The sequence below is a fragment of the Rhodoferax sp. OV413 genome, assembly GCF_945881795.1.
Lineage (GTDB): Bacteria > Pseudomonadota > Gammaproteobacteria > Burkholderiales > Burkholderiaceae_C > Allorhodoferax.
Genome location: NZ_CAMCVG010000055.1, coordinates 1 through 16392, shown reverse-complemented (window position 1 = coordinate 16392; position 16392 = coordinate 1). Strand labels below are relative to the sequence as shown.

General features: G+C 61.8%; 12 protein-coding genes, 2 tRNA genes and 2 riboswitches. Of the genes, 6 read left to right on the top strand and 8 right to left on the bottom strand.

Annotated elements, in window-relative coordinates:
* A partial coding sequence (rnr, locus tag Q0O05_RS08205) for a ribonuclease R (protein WP_293661983.1) occupies nt 1–2231 on the bottom strand: 2231 nt, incomplete at its 3' end.
* A 49-nt stretch (nt 2232–2280) separates the two neighbouring features.
* Here rnr and Q0O05_RS08200 point away from each other — a divergent pair.
* Nucleotides 2281–2365: transfer RNA gene (locus tag Q0O05_RS08200), tRNA-Leu, on the top strand.
* Between the two features lie 121 nt (nt 2366–2486).
* Here Q0O05_RS08200 and rimO read toward each other — a convergent pair.
* The 3 genes from rimO to Q0O05_RS08185 all read right to left on the bottom strand — a co-directional run bounded on the left by rimO (nt 2487) and on the right by Q0O05_RS08185 (nt 4582).
* Entirely contained in the window at nt 2487–3890 is a 1404-nt protein-coding gene (gene rimO / locus Q0O05_RS08195; RefSeq protein WP_293661982.1) for a 30S ribosomal protein S12 methylthiotransferase RimO, read from the bottom strand.
* Nucleotides 3891–3935: 45 nt separating this feature from the next.
* Nucleotides 3936–4385: a polyhydroxyalkanoate synthesis repressor PhaR gene (gene phaR / locus Q0O05_RS08190; protein WP_293661980.1), complete on the bottom strand. Its 450-nt coding sequence runs from the start codon at nt 4383–4385 to the stop codon at nt 3936–3938.
* A gap of 120 nt (nt 4386–4505) precedes the next feature.
* A tRNA-Val gene (locus Q0O05_RS08185) sits at nt 4506–4582 on the bottom strand.
* 170 nt (nt 4583–4752) lie between these two features.
* Between Q0O05_RS08185 and Q0O05_RS08180 the strand changes: the two genes are divergently transcribed.
* Entirely contained in the window at nt 4753–5511 is a 759-nt protein-coding gene (locus Q0O05_RS08180; protein WP_293661978.1) for a 3-hydroxyacyl-CoA dehydrogenase, read from the top strand.
* A gap of 30 nt (nt 5512–5541) precedes the next feature.
* Here the strand turns inward: Q0O05_RS08180 and Q0O05_RS08175 are convergent, their stop codons facing one another.
* Both Q0O05_RS08175 and Q0O05_RS08170 read right to left on the bottom strand, forming a co-directional pair.
* Nucleotides 5542–6492, bottom strand: coding sequence for a DMT family transporter (locus tag Q0O05_RS08175; protein WP_293661977.1), 951 nt, complete (start codon nt 6490–6492; stop codon nt 5542–5544).
* Complete coding sequence (locus Q0O05_RS08170) at nt 6489–7271, bottom strand: SDR family oxidoreductase (protein WP_293661976.1); 783 nt, start codon at nt 7269–7271, stop codon at nt 6489–6491. The genes Q0O05_RS08175 and Q0O05_RS08170 overlap by 4 nt, the downstream gene beginning before the upstream one ends.
* 136 nt (nt 7272–7407) lie before the next feature.
* Here Q0O05_RS08170 and Q0O05_RS08165 point away from each other — a divergent pair, with 136 nt between their 5' ends.
* Nucleotides 7408–9099 carry an electron transfer flavoprotein-ubiquinone oxidoreductase gene (locus Q0O05_RS08165; protein ID WP_293661974.1) on the top strand — a complete coding sequence of 564 codons (1692 nt, stop codon included), beginning with the start codon at nt 7408–7410 and terminating at the stop codon, nt 9097–9099.
* Between the two features lie 30 nt (nt 9100–9129).
* Here the strand turns inward: Q0O05_RS08165 and Q0O05_RS08160 are convergent, their stop codons facing one another.
* A complete protein-coding gene (locus Q0O05_RS08160; protein ID WP_293661972.1) occupies nt 9130–9861 on the bottom strand; it encodes a 1-acylglycerol-3-phosphate O-acyltransferase in 732 nt (243 codons plus the stop codon).
* A gap of 57 nt (nt 9862–9918) precedes the next feature.
* Nucleotides 9919–10019, top strand: a riboswitch (glycine riboswitch).
* 19 nt (nt 10020–10038) lie between these two features.
* Nucleotides 10039–10183, top strand: a riboswitch (glycine riboswitch).
* Nucleotides 10184–10267: 84 nt separating this feature from the next.
* Between Q0O05_RS08160 and gcvT the strand changes: the two genes are divergently transcribed.
* From gcvT to gcvP, 3 genes are all read left to right on the top strand, one after another.
* A complete protein-coding gene (gene gcvT / locus Q0O05_RS08155; RefSeq protein WP_293661970.1) occupies nt 10268–11449 on the top strand; it encodes a glycine cleavage system aminomethyltransferase GcvT in 1182 nt (393 codons plus the stop codon).
* A 151-nt stretch (nt 11450–11600) separates the two neighbouring features.
* Complete coding sequence (gcvH, locus tag Q0O05_RS08150) at nt 11601–11972, top strand: glycine cleavage system protein GcvH (protein WP_293661968.1); 372 nt, start codon at nt 11601–11603, stop codon at nt 11970–11972.
* A 90-nt stretch (nt 11973–12062) separates the two neighbouring features.
* Nucleotides 12063–14993 (top strand): aminomethyl-transferring glycine dehydrogenase, encoded by a 2931-nt coding sequence (gcvP, locus tag Q0O05_RS08145; protein ID WP_293661966.1) that lies wholly within the window; start codon nt 12063–12065, stop codon nt 14991–14993.
* A 55-nt stretch (nt 14994–15048) separates the two neighbouring features.
* Here the strand turns inward: gcvP and aroC are convergent, their stop codons facing one another.
* The gene (gene aroC / locus Q0O05_RS08140; RefSeq protein ID WP_293661964.1) at nt 15049–16143 is read right to left on the bottom strand and encodes a chorismate synthase; all 1095 of its coding nucleotides are present in this window, start codon (nt 16141–16143) and stop codon (nt 15049–15051) included.
* Between the last annotated feature and the right edge of the window lie 249 nt (nt 16144–16392).

Sequence of the window (16392 nt, the reverse complement as noted above, 5' to 3'; positions counted from 1 at the left end):
GGTTCCTTTTCGGCGCTGCGTCCGCTACGGCTGCTTTTTACGTCATTGCGCTGCTGCCGCACTTTGCCCTTGAAGGGCACTTTGCTGTCCACGTCCGCCTCAAGGCGACTCGAGAACTCAGTGCGCCCGGATTTGGCATCCCGCCCGGCACCCTTTTCAGGCGGCAACTTGGGCAAGCCTGCTTGCCCCTCTTGCACCAGACGGAAGTCAATCTTGCGTCCGTCCAAGTCCACACGGCTGACCTGAATGCGCACCCGCGTGCCGATGGCGTAGCGAATGCCGGTGCGCTCACCACGTAACTCCTGCCGCGCCTCATCAAAGCGGAAGTATTCGCCGCCAAGCTCGGTGATGTGCACCAAGCCTTCGACATACATGGCATCCAGCGTCACAAACAGGCCGAATGTGGTGGCTGAGGTGACAACGCCTGAATATTCCTCGCCCAGATGCTCGCGCATGTACTTGCACTTCAACCAGGCCTCTACATCGCGGCTTGCCTCGTCGGCGCGGCGCTCGTTGGCGCTGCAATGCAAGCCCGCGGCTTGCCATGCGGTGCCTTCGGCGCTGAGTTTCTTCGGCTTGGCATCCGTGTTGGCAACGCGGGAGGCCATGTTTTTCTCAAGGCGGCGCGCCAGTTTGGCGTGCGCCTCTCCCGGCGTGGGCAGCACGGGAAGCTGGTACTTGGTCTTCTCCAGAATTGCTTTGATTACACGGTGCACCAACAAGTCCGGATAGCGCCGGATCGGGCTGGTGAAGTGGGTGTAGGCATCAAACGCCAGGCCGAAGTGGCCACTGTTGATTGGCGTGTAAATCGCCTGCGACATGGACCGCAGCAGCATAGAGTGAACCTGCTGCGCATCGGGCCTGTCTTTGGTCGCCTCGGCAATCGCCTGAAACTCTCCGGGGGCCGGCTTATCGCTGATGCTCATGCCGATTCCGGTGACCTTGAGGTAATTACGCAGAGTTTCCTGCTTCTCGGGGGTCGGGCCCTCGTGCACCCGAAACAAACCTTGATGCTTGTTTTGTGCGATGAAGTCCGCACTGCAGACGTTGGCCGCGAGCATGGCCTCTTCGATCAAGCGGTGCGCTGTATTGCGGGTGCGCGGAACGATTTTTTCGATGCGCCCGTTTTCATCACACACGATTTGCGTCTCGGTGGTTTCAAAGTCGACCGCGCCGCGCTTGTGGCGCGACTTGAGCAGGGCCTGGTACACGCCATACAAATTGAGCAAATGGGGAACCAAGTCTTTGCGCTTGTTGGCCTCGGGGCCACGCGTGTTGCCCAAAATGGCTGCCACTTCGGTGTAAGTGAAACGCGCGTGGCTCCACATGACCGCGGGATAAAACTGGTAAGCGTCTAGTTCACCCTCTTCGGTAACAAACATGTCGCAGACCATGCACAAGCGCTCGACTTCCGGGTTCAGCGAGCACAGCCCGTTAGAGAGCTTCTCCGGGAGCATCGGAATGACGCGGCGCGGGAAATACACGCTGGTCGCGCGGTCATAGGCATCCACATCAATCGCGTTACCGGTTTCCACATAGTGGCTGACGTCGGCAATCGCCACCAGCAGACGCCAGCCCTTGAGCGCGGTTCTGCCACGGCCCTTGCTGGCCGGCTCACAAAAAACCGCGTCGTCAAAGTCGCGTGCGTCTTCGCCGTCAATGGTGACCAATGGGATGTCGGTAAGGTCAATACGGCTTAACTTGTCAATGGGCCGAACCTTGTCCGGCAGGGTGCGGGCCAGCGCCACGCAAGCGTCTGAAAACTCGTGGGGGACGCTGTATTTGCGTACCGCAATTTCGATTTCCATACCTGGGTCATCGACCTCGCCGAGAACCTCCTTGATGCGGCCGACGGGCTGTCCGAACAAGGCCGGCGGCTCAATCAACTCGACCACTACCACCTGCCCGGGCTTGGCCACGCTGGTGGCACCTTTCGGGATGAGTACATCCTGCCCATAGCGCTTGTCTTCAGGAGCTACCAGCCAGACACCGCTCTCTTGCAAAAGCCTGCCGATGATGGGTTGCTTGGATCGTTCGGTGATTTCTACGACGCGGCCTTCGGGCCTGCCTTTGCGGTCGCTACGCACGATGCGAACCTTGACCCGGTCCTTGTGCAAAACGGCGCGCATTTCATTGGGAGGGAGGTAAATATCGGGTGCTCCGTCGTCTCGGGAAACGAAGCCATGTCCATCACGATGCCCTTGCACCACCCCGTCAACTTCTTCCAGCAAGCTGCTGTGTTGGCCTAAATGTTTGATATAATTCTCTCTTTCCTGAGATGCCCAGATGGCGGAATTGGTAGACGCACTAGTTTCAGGTACTAGCGAGTAACTTCGTGGAGGTTCGAGTCCTCTTCTGGGCACCAACAATGGTAATGTAGTTAATGAAAAGCCGCTGTCTTCACAGCGGCTTTTTTTCGTCTATTGAAGTTGCGCGCTATTGGGTCTCGCAAGGTACGGTATTCGCCTTGCATGACCACTCACATCTTAGATGGGCAACGCGACAAGGTCATGGCCTTGGGCGCTGACAATACGCACCTTGGTGAACTCACCGACCTTCATGTTTTTGCTGATTTTTTCGGGCGCGAGTAAGCGCACCACGCCGTCAATCTCTGGCGCGTCGGCATAACTTCGGCCGACTCCGCCTCTACGGCCCAAGCCCGGCGCCGAATCCACCAGCACCTGCATGACAGAACCCACACGCCGCTGCAATCGCGCGGCCGAAACCTCTTCAGCCACCTCCATGAAGCGGGCACGACGCTCCTCGCGCAACTCAATAGGCAGCATGCCCGGCAATTCATTGGCAGTTGCGCCTTGGACCGCGCTATAGGCAAAGCAACCCGCTCGGTCAATCTGGGCTTCACGCACAAAGTCCAGCAGGTGCGAAAACTCTTCTTCAGTCTCGCCCGGGAAGCCGGCAATGAATGTGCTGCGCACGACGAGGGAAGGACAGGCCTCGCGCCACTGCTGCAAGCGCTCTAGATTTTTCTCGCCACTCGCCGGTCGCTTCATACGACGCAACACATCGGGGTGGCTGTGCTGCAGCGGCACATCAAGGTACGGTAATACCCGCCCTATTGCCATGAGCGGAATGATGTCGTCCACACTCGGGTAGGGGTACACGTAATGCAACCTGACCCACGCGCCGTAAGGCTCGGCCAAGTCACCCAGGGCTTGCACCAATTCCAACATCCGGGTCTTGACCGGCTTGCCATCCCAAAACCCGGTGCGGTATTTCACATCAACGCCATAGGCGGACGTATCTTGGCTAATGACGAGCAGCTCTTTCACGCCGCCCTCAAACAAGGCACGGGCCTCAGTCAGCACATCGCCAATGGGTCGGGACACCAGATCGCCGCGCATGCTGGGGATGATGCAAAAGGTACAGCGGTGGTTGCAGCCTTCGCTGATCTTCAGGTAGGCGTAGTGACGCGGCGTGAGCTTGATCCCTGCGACGCCAAACGATTGCGGCACCAAATCGAGGAAGGGATCATGCGGCTTGGGCAGGTTCAGGTGTACCGCGTCCATCACTTCCTGAGTCGCATGAGGGCCAGTCACGGCAAGCACTTTGGGGTGCATTTTGCGCACCATGTTGTCACCGCCTTCGGTGGTCTTAGCACCCAGGCAGCCGGTAACGATTACGCGCCCGTTCTCCGCCAATGCCTCGCCAATCGTGTCCAGGCTTTCTTTGACCGCGTCGTCAATGAATCCGCATGTGTTGACAATGACCAGATCAGCACCCTGAAAGGTCTTGGAGGTCTGGTACCCCTCTGCGCTGAGCTGCGTAAGAATGAGTTCGGAGTCGGTAAGCGCTTTGGGGCAACCCAGGCTCACGAAGCCAACTTTAGGTGCAGCCTGCGCGGCGGGAGTAGGGGTCAACATTTCAGTCATATCGGGAGGCCGCGGAATCTACTTTCCGGACGCCTTCTGCAGCACTCAGCGCTTGATGCCGAACGTGCCGAGGAATTGCTCGGTTTGCTTTTGCATTTGTTCCTGCATCTGCTGGAACATATTGTTACCCATGACGCCCTGCACCATCGGCACCTGCATTTCCATCAGCGCCTGCATGTTTTTTTCCAGGTAGCCGCCCATGAAACCCTGCATAGCATGCCCATAAAAACGGATGATGTGGGACAAAACCGGAGCGGTGAACATGGGTGAGCCGTGGGCTTCTTCTTCCAGAATAATCTGCAAAAGGATGCTGCGGGTCAAATCGTCACCGGTTTTGGCATCCACCACGGCGAAGGCTTCGCTGTCCATCACCAGCTGCTTGATTTCAGTCAGCGTGATGTAGGTGGAAGTGTCGGTGTCGTAGAGCCGACGGTTGGGATACTTTTTTATAACCCGTTGAGTCTTTTTGGAATCTGTGGTGGAGGCTTTTTGCATTGCGATCGCTCAGCATAGAAGGCTGGCGCCAGGTGAGTGTTGCACTGCAGCACATTCTAGGGAGTGATCGTATGCCGCTGACCTAGGATTACCCTAGTCGGATCGGGCATCCGGGAGAGTTGGTAGGCGCAATTGGACTCGAACCAACGACCCCCACCATGTCAAGGTGGTGCTCTAACCAGCTGAGCTATGCGCCTACATTTATCCGAGAGGCCGAAGTATATCAGCTTATCGGCGGCCTCCAGCCGCTGATCCATCAGGGTAGGCTTGGCGGATAAGCGGGGTTGAGCTGGGTTGAGCCGGGCCTGCGCCATAATTTGCGCGAACCTACACCTAACAACTGTTGAACCTCACACGGGAGTCCCTCATGGAAATCGCTGGAAAAGTTTTTATCGTCACAGGCGGCGCGTCGGGCCTAGGCGAAGGCACAGCACGCATGCTGACGGCCAAAGGCGGCAAAGTAGTGATCGCTGACATGCAAGTCGACAAGGGCGAGGCCATCGCCAAGGAATTGGGCGGCGCATTTGTTCGCTGCGACGTAAGCAACGAAACCGATGGCCAAGCCGTCATCGCACGGGCCGTGTCCATGGGCAAACTGATGGGACTGGTGAACTGCGCCGGCATTGCAACCGGCGAGAAAACCGTGGGCAAGAACGGCGCGCATGCCCTGGCCTCGTTTAACAAGACCATCATGGTCAACCTAATCGGCAGCTTCAACATGATTCGCTTAGCGGCTGAAGCTATGAGCAAGAACGAGCCCGAGACTACCGGCGAGCGCGGTGTGATGATTTCTACGGCCTCGGTGGCTGCCTACGACGGCCAAATCGGCCAGGCGGCTTACAGCGCATCAAAGGGCGGTGTGGTCGGTATGACCTTGCCGATTGCCCGCGATCTGGCACGCAACGGAATCCGCAACATGACGATTGCACCCGGTATCTTCGGCACCCCGATGATGTTCAGCATGCCGCAGGAAGTCCAAGATTCCTTGGCCGCGAGCGTTCCGTTCCCGTCCCGTCTGGGCACACCGCTGGACTACGCCAAGCTGGCGTTACATATTTTCGAAAATGACATGCTCAACGGAGAGGTCATCCGCCTGGATGGCGCCATCCGCCTGGCTCCGAAATAAGTTGCTTGGCGCCGAGACGGCGCATCGGGCTCAGCGGTGCGCCTTGATGGAGGCGACCATCCCCAAAACGAACATCGCACTGGCCAGCCACTGCAAAGTTGCCGGCCAGTCGCCGACCATCAAAAACGCATAGACCAAGGCAAACAAGGTTTCCGAGACGATGAGCTGGCCGCACAAGCTGGCGCTGAGGCGCCGGCTTGCAAAGTTCCACAACACGGTCGCCACCCACGCGGAGCCAACTCCAGTTGCTATACATACAATAGCGGCCTGCGCAATATCGGCGTGGCCTAGCAGGTCATTTACAGGGGTACCCATGGCTGCCCACAGCACACCAGCAGCCAGCCCCGCACTCACCCCCATCCAGCTCGTCCAGTCCTTGAGCTTCACTTCGGTGTGACGCTTGAGCCAGGCGGAATTGAAAATCGCGAAGGCGACCCAGCACGCCATCGCCAGCAGGGCGAAGACCACCCCGCGCCAGAAGACCGAGCCCTGCAGCGGCAGTTCCAGACCCCCGCCCTGCGCAGCGATCATCAGGGCAAGGCCTGCCAAGGTCAGCAGCAAGCCCGGCAGGAGGCCGCCCCATCGCAAGCCGGTGGGCTTGCCCAGCAACATGACCCACACGGGAATCGTCCCGATGATGAGGGTGGGCACTTCGACACCCGCATCGCGAATGGCGTAAACCAGCAAAAGGTAGTAGCCGGAGAAACCCAAAACACTCAGCAGCAGCGCAGCCCCGGCCTGCCGCCAGGTGGGCCAATGGAAGCTGCCCCGCAGCAAGCCGAAGCCGATCATGCACAGCGAGGTCAGACCAAACACGATGAACCGGCCCGCCGCCAGATCCACCGGCAGCAAACCCGGCGCCAGCGCAGGCGCCACAAAAACCAAACCCCACAGCGCCCCTGCGGCCAAACCGGCAAGAACTCCCGCTAGCACATCACCGCCAAGCAGAAACTCCTCAATCTTTCGGCCGGCAAGGGTCAAATACCAAAACCGTCGTCGGCTGCAATGACTGCGCCGTTGATGAAGTGGCTCTGGTCTGAGCACAGGGTGACTAGCATGGCGTCCAGGTCGGTCGGGTGACCGATGCGTTTACGGGGCAGCATCTGCACCAGCTTTTGCCCGCCCTCGGTCTGCCAGTGATGGTGGTTGATTTCAGTGTCAATGTAGCCGGGACACAGCGCATTGACATTGATGCCGTACTTGCCCCACTCCAGGGCTTGCGCCTTGGTCATCTGGATGACGGCAGCCTTGCTCATGCAGTACACGCCGATTTGCGGCAAGACACGCAATCCGGCTACGGATGCGATGTTGACGATCCGCCCGCCGGTGTAGCTGCCGGGTGCTGCCCCTTTGGCGCGGGCCAACATCCGCTTGCCGACTTCTTGGGCCACAAAAAAAGCACCTTTGACGTTGGTGTTGAACATGAAGTCGTAGTCGTCGGGGCTCACTTCTTGCAATCGCTGTGTGGTGCTCACACCCGAATTGTTGATGAGGATGTCAATGGACCCGACCTCGGTCTCCGCATGGGCCACCGCCGACTTGATGGAGTCGTGATCGGTGACATCCAGTTCGATGACATGGGCGTCGCCGCCCTGCGCCTCAATTTCAGCCCGCAAGTCCTTGAGCTTGTCGATACGCCGGCTGGCCAGCACAACCGCCGCACCCGCTGCAGACAGGGTGCGGGCGAACTGCGCGCCGAGACCGCCCGAGGCCCCGGTGATGAATGCAATACGTCCGGAGAGATCGATGTTGTAAGCCATTGAGGGTGCCTCCATAAACCAAAAAAGAACGGTCGTTCTTTTTCTGAAAATCAGCGAATAAAATAGGGCAAGGGTTGCGTGCGCGGGAGCGCGAAAACGCCGCCGAGCTGGACAACCATTATCAAGCGAGACACGCATGACGAACCAAGAAATACTGGCCCAATTCGGCCCGCGCGAATCCATGGAATACGACGTGGTCGTGGTGGGAGGCGGCCCCGGCGGCCTGGCAACCGCCATCCGGCTGAAACAACTGGCCGCTGAGCAAGGCACCGATGTCTCGGTCGTGGTGCTGGAAAAGGGCTCGGAACCCGGCGCCCATATTCTGTCCGGCGCCATCATGGACCCCCGGGCGCTCACCGAATTGATTCCCGACTGGAAGGCCTTGGGCGCTCCGCTGAACCAGCCCGTCACCGAAGACGCCTATCTTTTCCTCGGAGAAAAGTCGGGCTTTCGCGTGCCCAACATGGTGCTGCCGCCCTTTGCGCACAACGAAGGCAACTACATCATCAGCCTGGGCGCGTTGACTAAATGGCTGGCCGAACGGGCCGAAGTCTTGGGCGTCGAGATCTTCCCCGGCTTTACTGCAGCCGAAGTGCTGTACACCGACTCAGGCGCCGTCCGGGGCGTTGCCACCGGTAACCTGGGCGTGGGCAAAGACGGCGAACCTACCGGCAACTTCCAGCTCGGCATGGAGCTGCTGGGCAAATACACCGTGTTTGCCGAAGGCGCGCGCGGACACCTGGGCAAGCAGCTGATTGCCCGCTACCAGCTCGACGCCGGCCGCGACCCGCAAAGCTTTGGCTTGGGCATCAAGGAGCTGTGGGAAATTGACCCCAGCCGCCACCAGCCCGGCTTTGTCATGCACACCGCCGGCTGGCCGATGGAAAGCGACACCTACGGCGGCGCATTTTTGTACCACCTGGAGGGCAACAAGGTGGCGTTAGGCTTTGTGACCGGACTGAACTACAGCAACCCCTACCTCAGCCCGTTCGAGGAATTCCAGCGTTGGAAGACGCACCCCCATGTGCGCTACTACTTTGAAAACGCGAAGGGCGAGCTCACCGCCAAGCGCCTGTCATATGGCGCTCGCGCCATCAATGCCAGCGGTATCAACGCGCTGCCCAAGACCGTTTTTCCCGGCGGCTGTCTGGTGGGCTGCAACGCGGGCTATCTGAATGTGAGCCGCATCAAGGGCAGCCACGCCGCCATCAAGACCGGCATGCTGGCTGCCCAGGCAGCCTACGAGGCGGTAGTTGCGGGCCGCCAGCATGACGAGCTGAGCGCCTACCCCGAAGCGTTCGAGAAAAGCTGGCTGCACACCGAACTGAATAAAGACCGCAACTTCAAGAACTGGTTCAAATACGGCCTGACCACCGCCACGCTGCTGAACGGCTTTGAGCAGTTTGTTCTGCGCGGACACATTCCCTGGACCCTGCACCGCGACAAGCCAGACCACGCTTACCTGAAGCCCGCAGCCGATTGCAAACCCATCGTGTACCCCAAGCCCGACGGCAAGCTCACCTTCGACCGGCTCTCCAGCGTGTTCATCAGTAACACCAACCACGAAGAGAATCAGCCCGCCCACCTCACACTGAAGGATGCATCGGTGCCGGTTGGCATCAATCTCGCGCAATACGCCGGACCCGAGGCCCGCTACTGCCCGGCCGGCGTGTACGAATACGTCAAAAACGACGACAACACCGACCGCCTGCAGATCAACGCCCAGAACTGTGTGCACTGCAAAACCTGCGACATCAAAGACCCGACCCAGAACATCGTGTGGGTCACGCCCGAGGGTGGCGGCGGGCCCAATTACGCGGGCATGTAAGGCACAACGATGGGCTGAATGGGTGATGGATCAGGCCGAGGTTAAGACGGCAGTGCGGGCGTCTAGCTCGGCAATGCAGGCCAGCATCTTGGCCCTGCAGTCCTCCATCAGAGCGGGCATGTCGTCCAAGGTCATGCCGGCGGTTGGAATAGGCGACAGGGTCTTGATGATGACCGAGCCGCTGTTCCAGCGGTTCAGGCGCATGGTGTTCTTGTAGCTGCTGCAGCACACGGGCACGATGGGCAGACCGGCGTTGATGGCCATCTGAAACGCGCCTTTCTTAAATGGCAGCAGGCCCTGGCCGTGGTTGCGCGTGCCTTCGGCAAAGACCCATATCGAGGTATCTTGCGACTGCATCACCGCAGTGGTGTGCAGCATGGCGGCTTTGGCTTTGGCCGCGTTGCCGCGATCAATCAGGATGTTGCCTGCCAACCAGAAAATCTGCCCGAAAAGCGGCAGCCATTTCAGGCTTTGCTTACCAATGGACACGGTGCGCGGCGGCACCGCGCCGCCCAGCACAAACAAGTCCCAGTTGGACTGGTGGTTGGCCACAATCACAAACGGATTGGGCTGCGCCTGCCAGTCTGCGGTCTCTACCTGCAGGCGCAGGCCCATGATCCGCAGAGAAGGCACTGCGAACACCTTGCCGCAGAGGCGCGAGTTGTCGGGGTGGAAAGGCCGCGCCAGGCAGATGAGCAAACTCACCACTGAGGCGAACAGAAAGTAGACACCGATCAGCACGAGCCGAGGGATATGAAGCATGAGACTAGGGTGATTAAAAACGGCGCAATAGTAGCAAGCCAAACCCTCGTTTAGAATTTGCGCAGGTCAGGAGAGCGCCCCTCAAGGGGGCCGCCGAAGGCGCAGGACGGCTGATTGCAGCGGTCTGAACGCTCAGGCAAAAGGACTGACCCCTGCCGGCAGTGCGTGCACCGCTGGCAACACCCCACTGGAGAGAGCTTGTGCCGCATCTGATGCGCGCCGCGAGCCACCGAAGGAGCAAACCGCAGTCGGCGCACCGGGCACAAGCCCCTTGCACGCAGGCCCGGCGAATCTCTCAGGTAAAGCGGACAGCGGGGGCAGCACCGGACGCACGCAGCCCTGCGAGCGCCTCGGGTTTTGACTTGCCCCGCTAGCGCACTGCGCTTGGCCCGTTTGGATTGCCGCCATGTCCTCGCCCTCCTCCGATTCAATCGCTCAGCCCGCGCCACTGCAAACCACGCCCCTGCACGCTTTGCATCTGGAGCTTGGCGCCCGCATGGTGCCCTTTGCCGGCTACTCCATGCCAGTGCAATACCCCGCCGGTCTGATGGCCGAACACCACCACACCCGCCGCGCTGCGGGCCTGTTTGATGTGTCGCACATGGGCCAGTTGCGCCTGAGTGGCGCGGATGCGGCGTCCGCGTTTGAGAGCCTGATGCCGGTGGACGTGATCGACCTGCCGGTGGGCAAACAACGCTACGGCCTGCTGCTCAATGAGGAGGGCGGCATCGTCGACGACCTGATGTTCTTCAAGCAGGCCGACGACGAACTGTTCGTCATCGTCAACGGCGCCTGCAAGGCGGGAGATTTCGCCCACATTCAGGCCGCCATCGGGAACCGCTGCCAGGTCACACCCCTGCCGGACTACGCGCTCCTGGCGCTGCAAGGGCCGCAGGCTGTGACCGCGCTGGAGCGCCTGGCCGCCGGGGTGGAGAAGCTGGTGTTCATGACCGGCGGCGAGTTCACCGTTCGCACCGCCGGGCAGGAATTTGTGGTGTTCCTCACCCGCAGCGGCTACACCGGAGAGGACGGGTTTGAAATCTCTGTCCACAACCGCCACGCCGAGGCGCTGGCACGCGCCCTCCTGGCGCAGCCGGAGGTGCAGCCGGTGGGCCTGGGGGCGCGCAATTCGCTGCGGCTGGAGGCTGGACTGTGCCTGTACGGCAACGACATCGACACCACCACCACGCCGGTCGAGGCCAGCCTGAACTGGGCCATCCAAAAGGTGCGCCGCACCGGTGGCGCGCGGGCCGGCGGATTTCCGGGTGCTACAAAAATACTAGCTGCTCTCGCAGTATCTACGGGCTCTGGCAGCCCAAAAGGCACTAAAAAAAGGGTCGGTCTGGTGGCGCTGGAGCGCATACCGGTGCGCGAGCACACAGCCTTGCAAGACGCCACCGGCCAGCCCATTGGCGAAGTCACCAGCGGCCTGCTGGGGCCCAGCATCGACAAGTGCATCGCCATGGCCTATGTGGACGCAGCCCACAGCGCCCCGGGCAGCCGGGTGAACGCCCTGGTACGCGGCAAGCCGGTGCCCATGGAGGTGTGCGCCATGCCCTTTGTACCCAACCGCTATTTCCGTGGCTGATGACGCAGCCCGCGGCGAGCCCGCCAATCCCAAGCCCGAAGGCCGGACGCCCCCCTGGCAGCCGCTACATTCTGGGCTGGCAGGTTCACGTTCCGGTGGTTCAACCCCTCTTTAATTTCCACGTTTTCACTTCCGTTTTCAGGAGAACAACATGTCCCTCAAATACACCCCCGACCACGAATGGCTTCAGGTCGACGGCGATATCGCCATTGTTGGCATCACCCACCACGCGCAGGACGCGCTGGGCGACGTGGTGTTTGTAGACCTGCCCTCCGTGGGCGCGGTGATCCACGCCAAGGCTGTGGCCGGCGTGGTGGAGTCGGTCAAGGCGGCGGCTGATGTGTACATGCCGGTGACCGGCGAAGTGCTGGAGGTGAATGAAGACCTGCGCAGCGACCCGTCGCTGGCCAACACCGACCCGCTGGGCACGGGCTGGTTCTTCAAGGTCAAGCTCTCAGACCCTGCCGAGCTCGAAGGCCTGATGGACGAAACCAGCTACACCAGCTTCGCGGCCAAGCCGTAAGGCCCCGCCGGCGGCCCACGCCGAACCCGTGGGCCCGCTGCTCCCTCAACCGCCCTCCACCACCCGCCGCCGCCGCCGAACACTACCGCCATGCCAAACTCATCCCAATTTCCCCACTCCCTCACCGCACTGGAAAACGCCAGCGAATTCCACGCCCGCCACATCGGAATTACCGCCGACGACGAAGCGCAGATGCTGCAAACCATTGGCGAGCCCAGCCGCCAGGCGCTGATTGCCAGCGTCGTGCCCGCCAGCATTGCGCGCAGCAGCGCGATGGACATTCCCTCCGCCATCAGCGAGGCCGCCGCACTGGCCGAGCTCAAAGCCCTGGCCGGCAAGAACAAGGTGCTCAAGAGCTTTATCGGCCAGGGCTACTACGGCACCCACACCCCTGGCGTCATCCTGCGCAATATTCTGGAGAACCCCGCCTGGTACACCGCCTACACGCCCTACCAGGCTGAAATTTCGCAGGGCCGTATGGAGGCGCTGATCAACTTCCAGACCATGGTCTGCGACCTGACCGCCATGCCGATTGCCAATGCCTCCATGCTCGACGAGGCCACCGCCGCCGCCGAAGCAATGACGCTGGCGCGCCGCTCGGTCAAGGCCCGGGGCAATGTGTTCATCGTTGCAGGTGATGCGCACCCCCAGACCATCGAAGTCATCCAGACGCGCGCCGCGCCTCTGGGCATCGTCGTCAAGCTGGCCGACTCCCAGGAGCAGTGGGACGCGTTGCTTGCCGGCGACGATTACTTTGCCGTGCTGGAACAGTACCCCTCCACCAGCGGGCGCCTGGGCGAGGAAGGCGATGACGTCAAAACCGTGCACCGCAAAGGCGGCGCCTACATCGTCGCCGCCGACCTGCTGGCCCTGACCCTGCTCGTCCCCCCCGGCGAATGGGGTGCCGGTGACCCGGCAGGCGCAGCCGACATCGTGGTGGGAACCACCCAGCGCTTTGGCATGCCAATGTGCAACGGCGGTCCGCACGCGGCCTACATGGCCTGCCGTGACGAGTTCAAACGCTCCATGCCCGGCCGCCTGGTGGGCGTGAGCATCGATGTCCACGGCAACCCTGCCTACCGCCTGGCGTTGCAAACCCGCGAGCAGCACATCCGCCGCGAAAAAGCCACCTCCAACATCTGCACCGCGCAGGTGCTGCCGGCGGTGGTGGCCAGCATGTACGCCGTCTACCACGGCCCGCAGGGGCTTGCGCGTATTGCCACGCGCGTTGCCACCCTGACAGCAATTCTTGCCCGGGGACTGGAGCAGCTCGGCGTCGAAACCGGCAGGCCCGGTGCCTTCGACACGCTCTGTCTCAAAACGGATGGCGCTACCAAAGCAATAGCTTCCCGCGCAGTATCCGCGGGGGTGAACGTACGTATTGCATGGGATGATTACATCTGCATCTCGCTCGACGAGACCACCACGCGTGACGATGTGGAACTGCTGTGGAGCCTCTTCGCCCAGCCCGGCCAGGCACTGCCGCAGGTGGCCGATTTTGAGTCCGGCACCGAGCCCCGGATTCCGGCCGCCCTGCGCCGCACCAGCCCCTTCCTCACCCACCCGGTTTTCAACAGCCACCACTCCGAGACCGCCATGCTGCGCTACATCCGCGCACTCAGTGACAAAGACCTGGCGCTGGACCGCAGCATGATTCCGCTGGGCAGCTGCACCATGAAACTCAACGCCACCAGCGAGATGATTCCCGTCACCTGGCCCGAGTTCGCCAACATCCACCCCTTTGCCCCGGCCGACCAGCGCGCCGGCTACTCCGAGCTGGATGCACAGCTGCGGGCCTGGCTGTGCGCCGCCACCGGCTACGCAGGCATCAGCCTGCAGCCCAACGCCGGCAGCCAGGGCGAATACTCAGGCCTTCTGGTCATCAAGGCCTACCACGAAGCCCGCGGCGAGAGCCACCGCAACATCTGCCTCATCCCCAGCAGCGCGCACGGCACCAACCCGGCCAGCGCCATGATGGCGGGCATGACGGTGGTGGTCACCCAATGCGATGAAAGCGGCAACGTGGACATGGCCGACCTGCAGGCCAAGTGCGAGCAACATAGCGCCAACCTGGCCGCGGTGATGATCACTTACCCCAGCACCCACGGCGTGTTCGAGACCAGCGTCAAGGCACTGTGCGCGCTGGTGCACCAGCACGGCGGGCGGGTCTATGTGGACGGCGCCAACATGAACGCACTGGTGGGCACCGCAGCCCCCGGCGAATTTGGCGGCGACGTGAGCCACCTGAACCTGCACAAGACCTTCTGCATCCCCCACGGTGGCGGAGGGCCCGGCGTGGGGCCGGTGTGTGTGGTGGAAGACCTGGTGCCCTACCTGCCCGGCCATGCCACCGGCGGTCTGCCGGGAACGGGGGCGGTCTCGGCGGCGCCCCTGGGTAATGCCGCCGTGCTGCCGATCAGCTGGATGTACTGCCGCATGATGGGCCCCGACGGACTGAAGCAGGCCACCGAAGTCGCCATCCTGAGCGCCAACTACATTAGCGCCCAGCTCGGCCCGCACTACCCAACGCTCTACGCCTCAGCCGGCCAAAACGGCCGCCCCGGCCATGTGGCGCATGAATGCATTCTGGATTTGCGCCATTTCAAGGACAGCTGCGGCGTGATGGCCGAAGACGTGGCCAAGCGCTTGATGGACTACGGCTTTCACGCGCCCACCCTGTCGTTTCCTGTGCCCAACACGCTGATGGTGGAGCCCACCGAGAGCGAAACACTCGCCGAGCTGGACCGCTTTATCAACGCTATGGTGGCCATTCGCGGCGAGATTGCTCGCATCGAGAGCGGCGAGTGGCCGCGCGACAACAACCCGCTCAAACACGCGCCCCACACCGCAGCCAGCGTGATCGGCGAGGCGTGGGAGCGGCCTTACAGCCGCGAGCTGGGCGCCTTCCCGCTGGCCAGCCTCAAGGCCAACAAGTACTGGCCCACGGTCGGCCGGGTGGACAACGTCTGGGGCGACCGCAACCTGTTCTGCGCTTGCGTGCCAGTGGCGGACTACGCCTGAAATCCGGCGGGCCGGCAGCCTAAATGCTGCCGGCGCCCTAAACAGGGCTGGTAGCCTAAATGCTGCCAGCAATGGGCGCCAGGCCGGGCACCACATCGCCGCACTGGGCGCGGTGGCGCAGGGCGTGGTCCATCACCACCAGCGCCAGCATGGCCTCGGCAATCGGGGTGGCGCGAATGCCCACGCAGGGGTCGTGGCGGCCCTTGGTGACTACCTCGGTGGGATTGCCTTGGGCGTCAATGGAGGCGCGCGGGGTGATGATGGAGCTGGTGGGCTTGATGGCAATGCTCACCTCCAGATCCTGCCCGGTGGTGATGCCGCCCAGCACGCCGCCGGCGTTGTTGCTCGCAAAGCCGGCCGGGGTGAGCGAGTCGCCGTGGGTGGTGCCGCGCTGCGACACGCTGGCAAAACCGGCGCCGATTTCCACGCCCTTGACCGCATTGATGCCCATCATCGCGTAGGCAATGTCCGCGTCCATCTTGTCAAACAGCGGCTCTCCCAGACCCACCGGCACCCGGCTGGCGCTCACGCGAATGCGGGCGCCGCAGGAGTCGCCGGCTTTGCGCAGGGCGTCCATGTAGTCTTCCAGCGACTGCACATCGGACACCGGCGCAAAGAAAGGGTTGTGCGGCACATGCTCCCAGGACTCAAACCCAATCTGCATCTCGCCGATTTGGGTCATGCAGCCGCGAAACTCGGTGCCAAACTTTTCTTTGAGCCACTTCTTCGCCACCGCGCCGGCCGCCACCATCGGGGCGGTGAGCCTCGCGCTGGAGCGGCCGCCACCGCGCGGATCACGAATGCCGTACTTCTGGAGGTAGGTGTAGTCCGCGTGGCCAGGACGAAAGGTCTCGAGGATGTTGCCGTAATCCTTGCTGCGCTGGTCAGTGTTCTGGATGAGCAGGGCGATCGCGGTGCCGGTGGTTTTGCCCTGGTAGACGCCGCTCAGGATCTGCACAGCATCGGGCTCGTTGCGCTGGGTCACATGGCGACTGGTGCCGGGGCGGCGGCGGTCAAGGTCGATCTGGATGTCAGCCTCGCACAAGTCCATGCCCGGGGGGCAACCGTCGATGATGCAGCCGATGGCCGGGCCGTGGGATTCACCGAAGTTGGTGACGGTGAAAGTGTGTCCGAAGGTGTTTCCGCTCATAGTGAAGGCATTATCCGCGACCCACCAGCGGGGGCTCCATGGGGGCGGATGCAAACGGCGCGCCGCCCTTCGGAGTCGCTACGCCTTTGCGGCTGAACCCGCGTGCCGTTTGCTCATTCGAAGTCACTCCCTGGAGCTTGTGAAGCTTGGGAAGGGGTCACGTCAGCAACCTTGCACCAGCGGCCTTCGAGGCTTTTGCGTCGAAGGTCAGAAACGGCAGCGCGTCACCCTTTCGAGCCAGCGCCAAAT

Excerpts from the sequence above, each read along its gene's own strand:
- rimO (WP_293661982.1), bottom strand. The coding sequence starts at position 3,890 with ATGACTGAAATGTTGACCCCTACTCCCGCCGCGCAGGCTGCACCTAAA.
- phaR (WP_293661980.1), bottom strand. The coding sequence starts at position 4,385 with ATGCAAAAAGCCTCCACCACAGATTCCAAAAAGACTCAACGGGTTATA.
- Q0O05_RS08180 (WP_293661978.1), top strand. The coding sequence starts at position 4,753 with ATGGAAATCGCTGGAAAAGTTTTTATCGTCACAGGCGGCGCGTCGGGC.
- Q0O05_RS08170 (WP_293661976.1), bottom strand. The coding sequence starts at position 7,271 with ATGGCTTACAACATCGATCTCTCCGGACGTATTGCATTCATCACCGGG.
- Q0O05_RS08165 (WP_293661974.1), top strand. The coding sequence starts at position 7,408 with ATGACGAACCAAGAAATACTGGCCCAATTCGGCCCGCGCGAATCCATG.
- Q0O05_RS08160 (WP_293661972.1), bottom strand. The coding sequence starts at position 9,861 with ATGCTTCATATCCCTCGGCTCGTGCTGATCGGTGTCTACTTTCTGTTC.
- gcvT (WP_293661970.1), top strand. The coding sequence starts at position 10,268 with ATGTCCTCGCCCTCCTCCGATTCAATCGCTCAGCCCGCGCCACTGCAA.
- gcvH (WP_293661968.1), top strand. The coding sequence starts at position 11,601 with ATGTCCCTCAAATACACCCCCGACCACGAATGGCTTCAGGTCGACGGC.
- gcvP (WP_293661966.1), top strand. The coding sequence starts at position 12,063 with ATGCCAAACTCATCCCAATTTCCCCACTCCCTCACCGCACTGGAAAAC.
- aroC (WP_293661964.1), bottom strand. The coding sequence starts at position 16,143 with ATGAGCGGAAACACCTTCGGACACACTTTCACCGTCACCAACTTCGGT.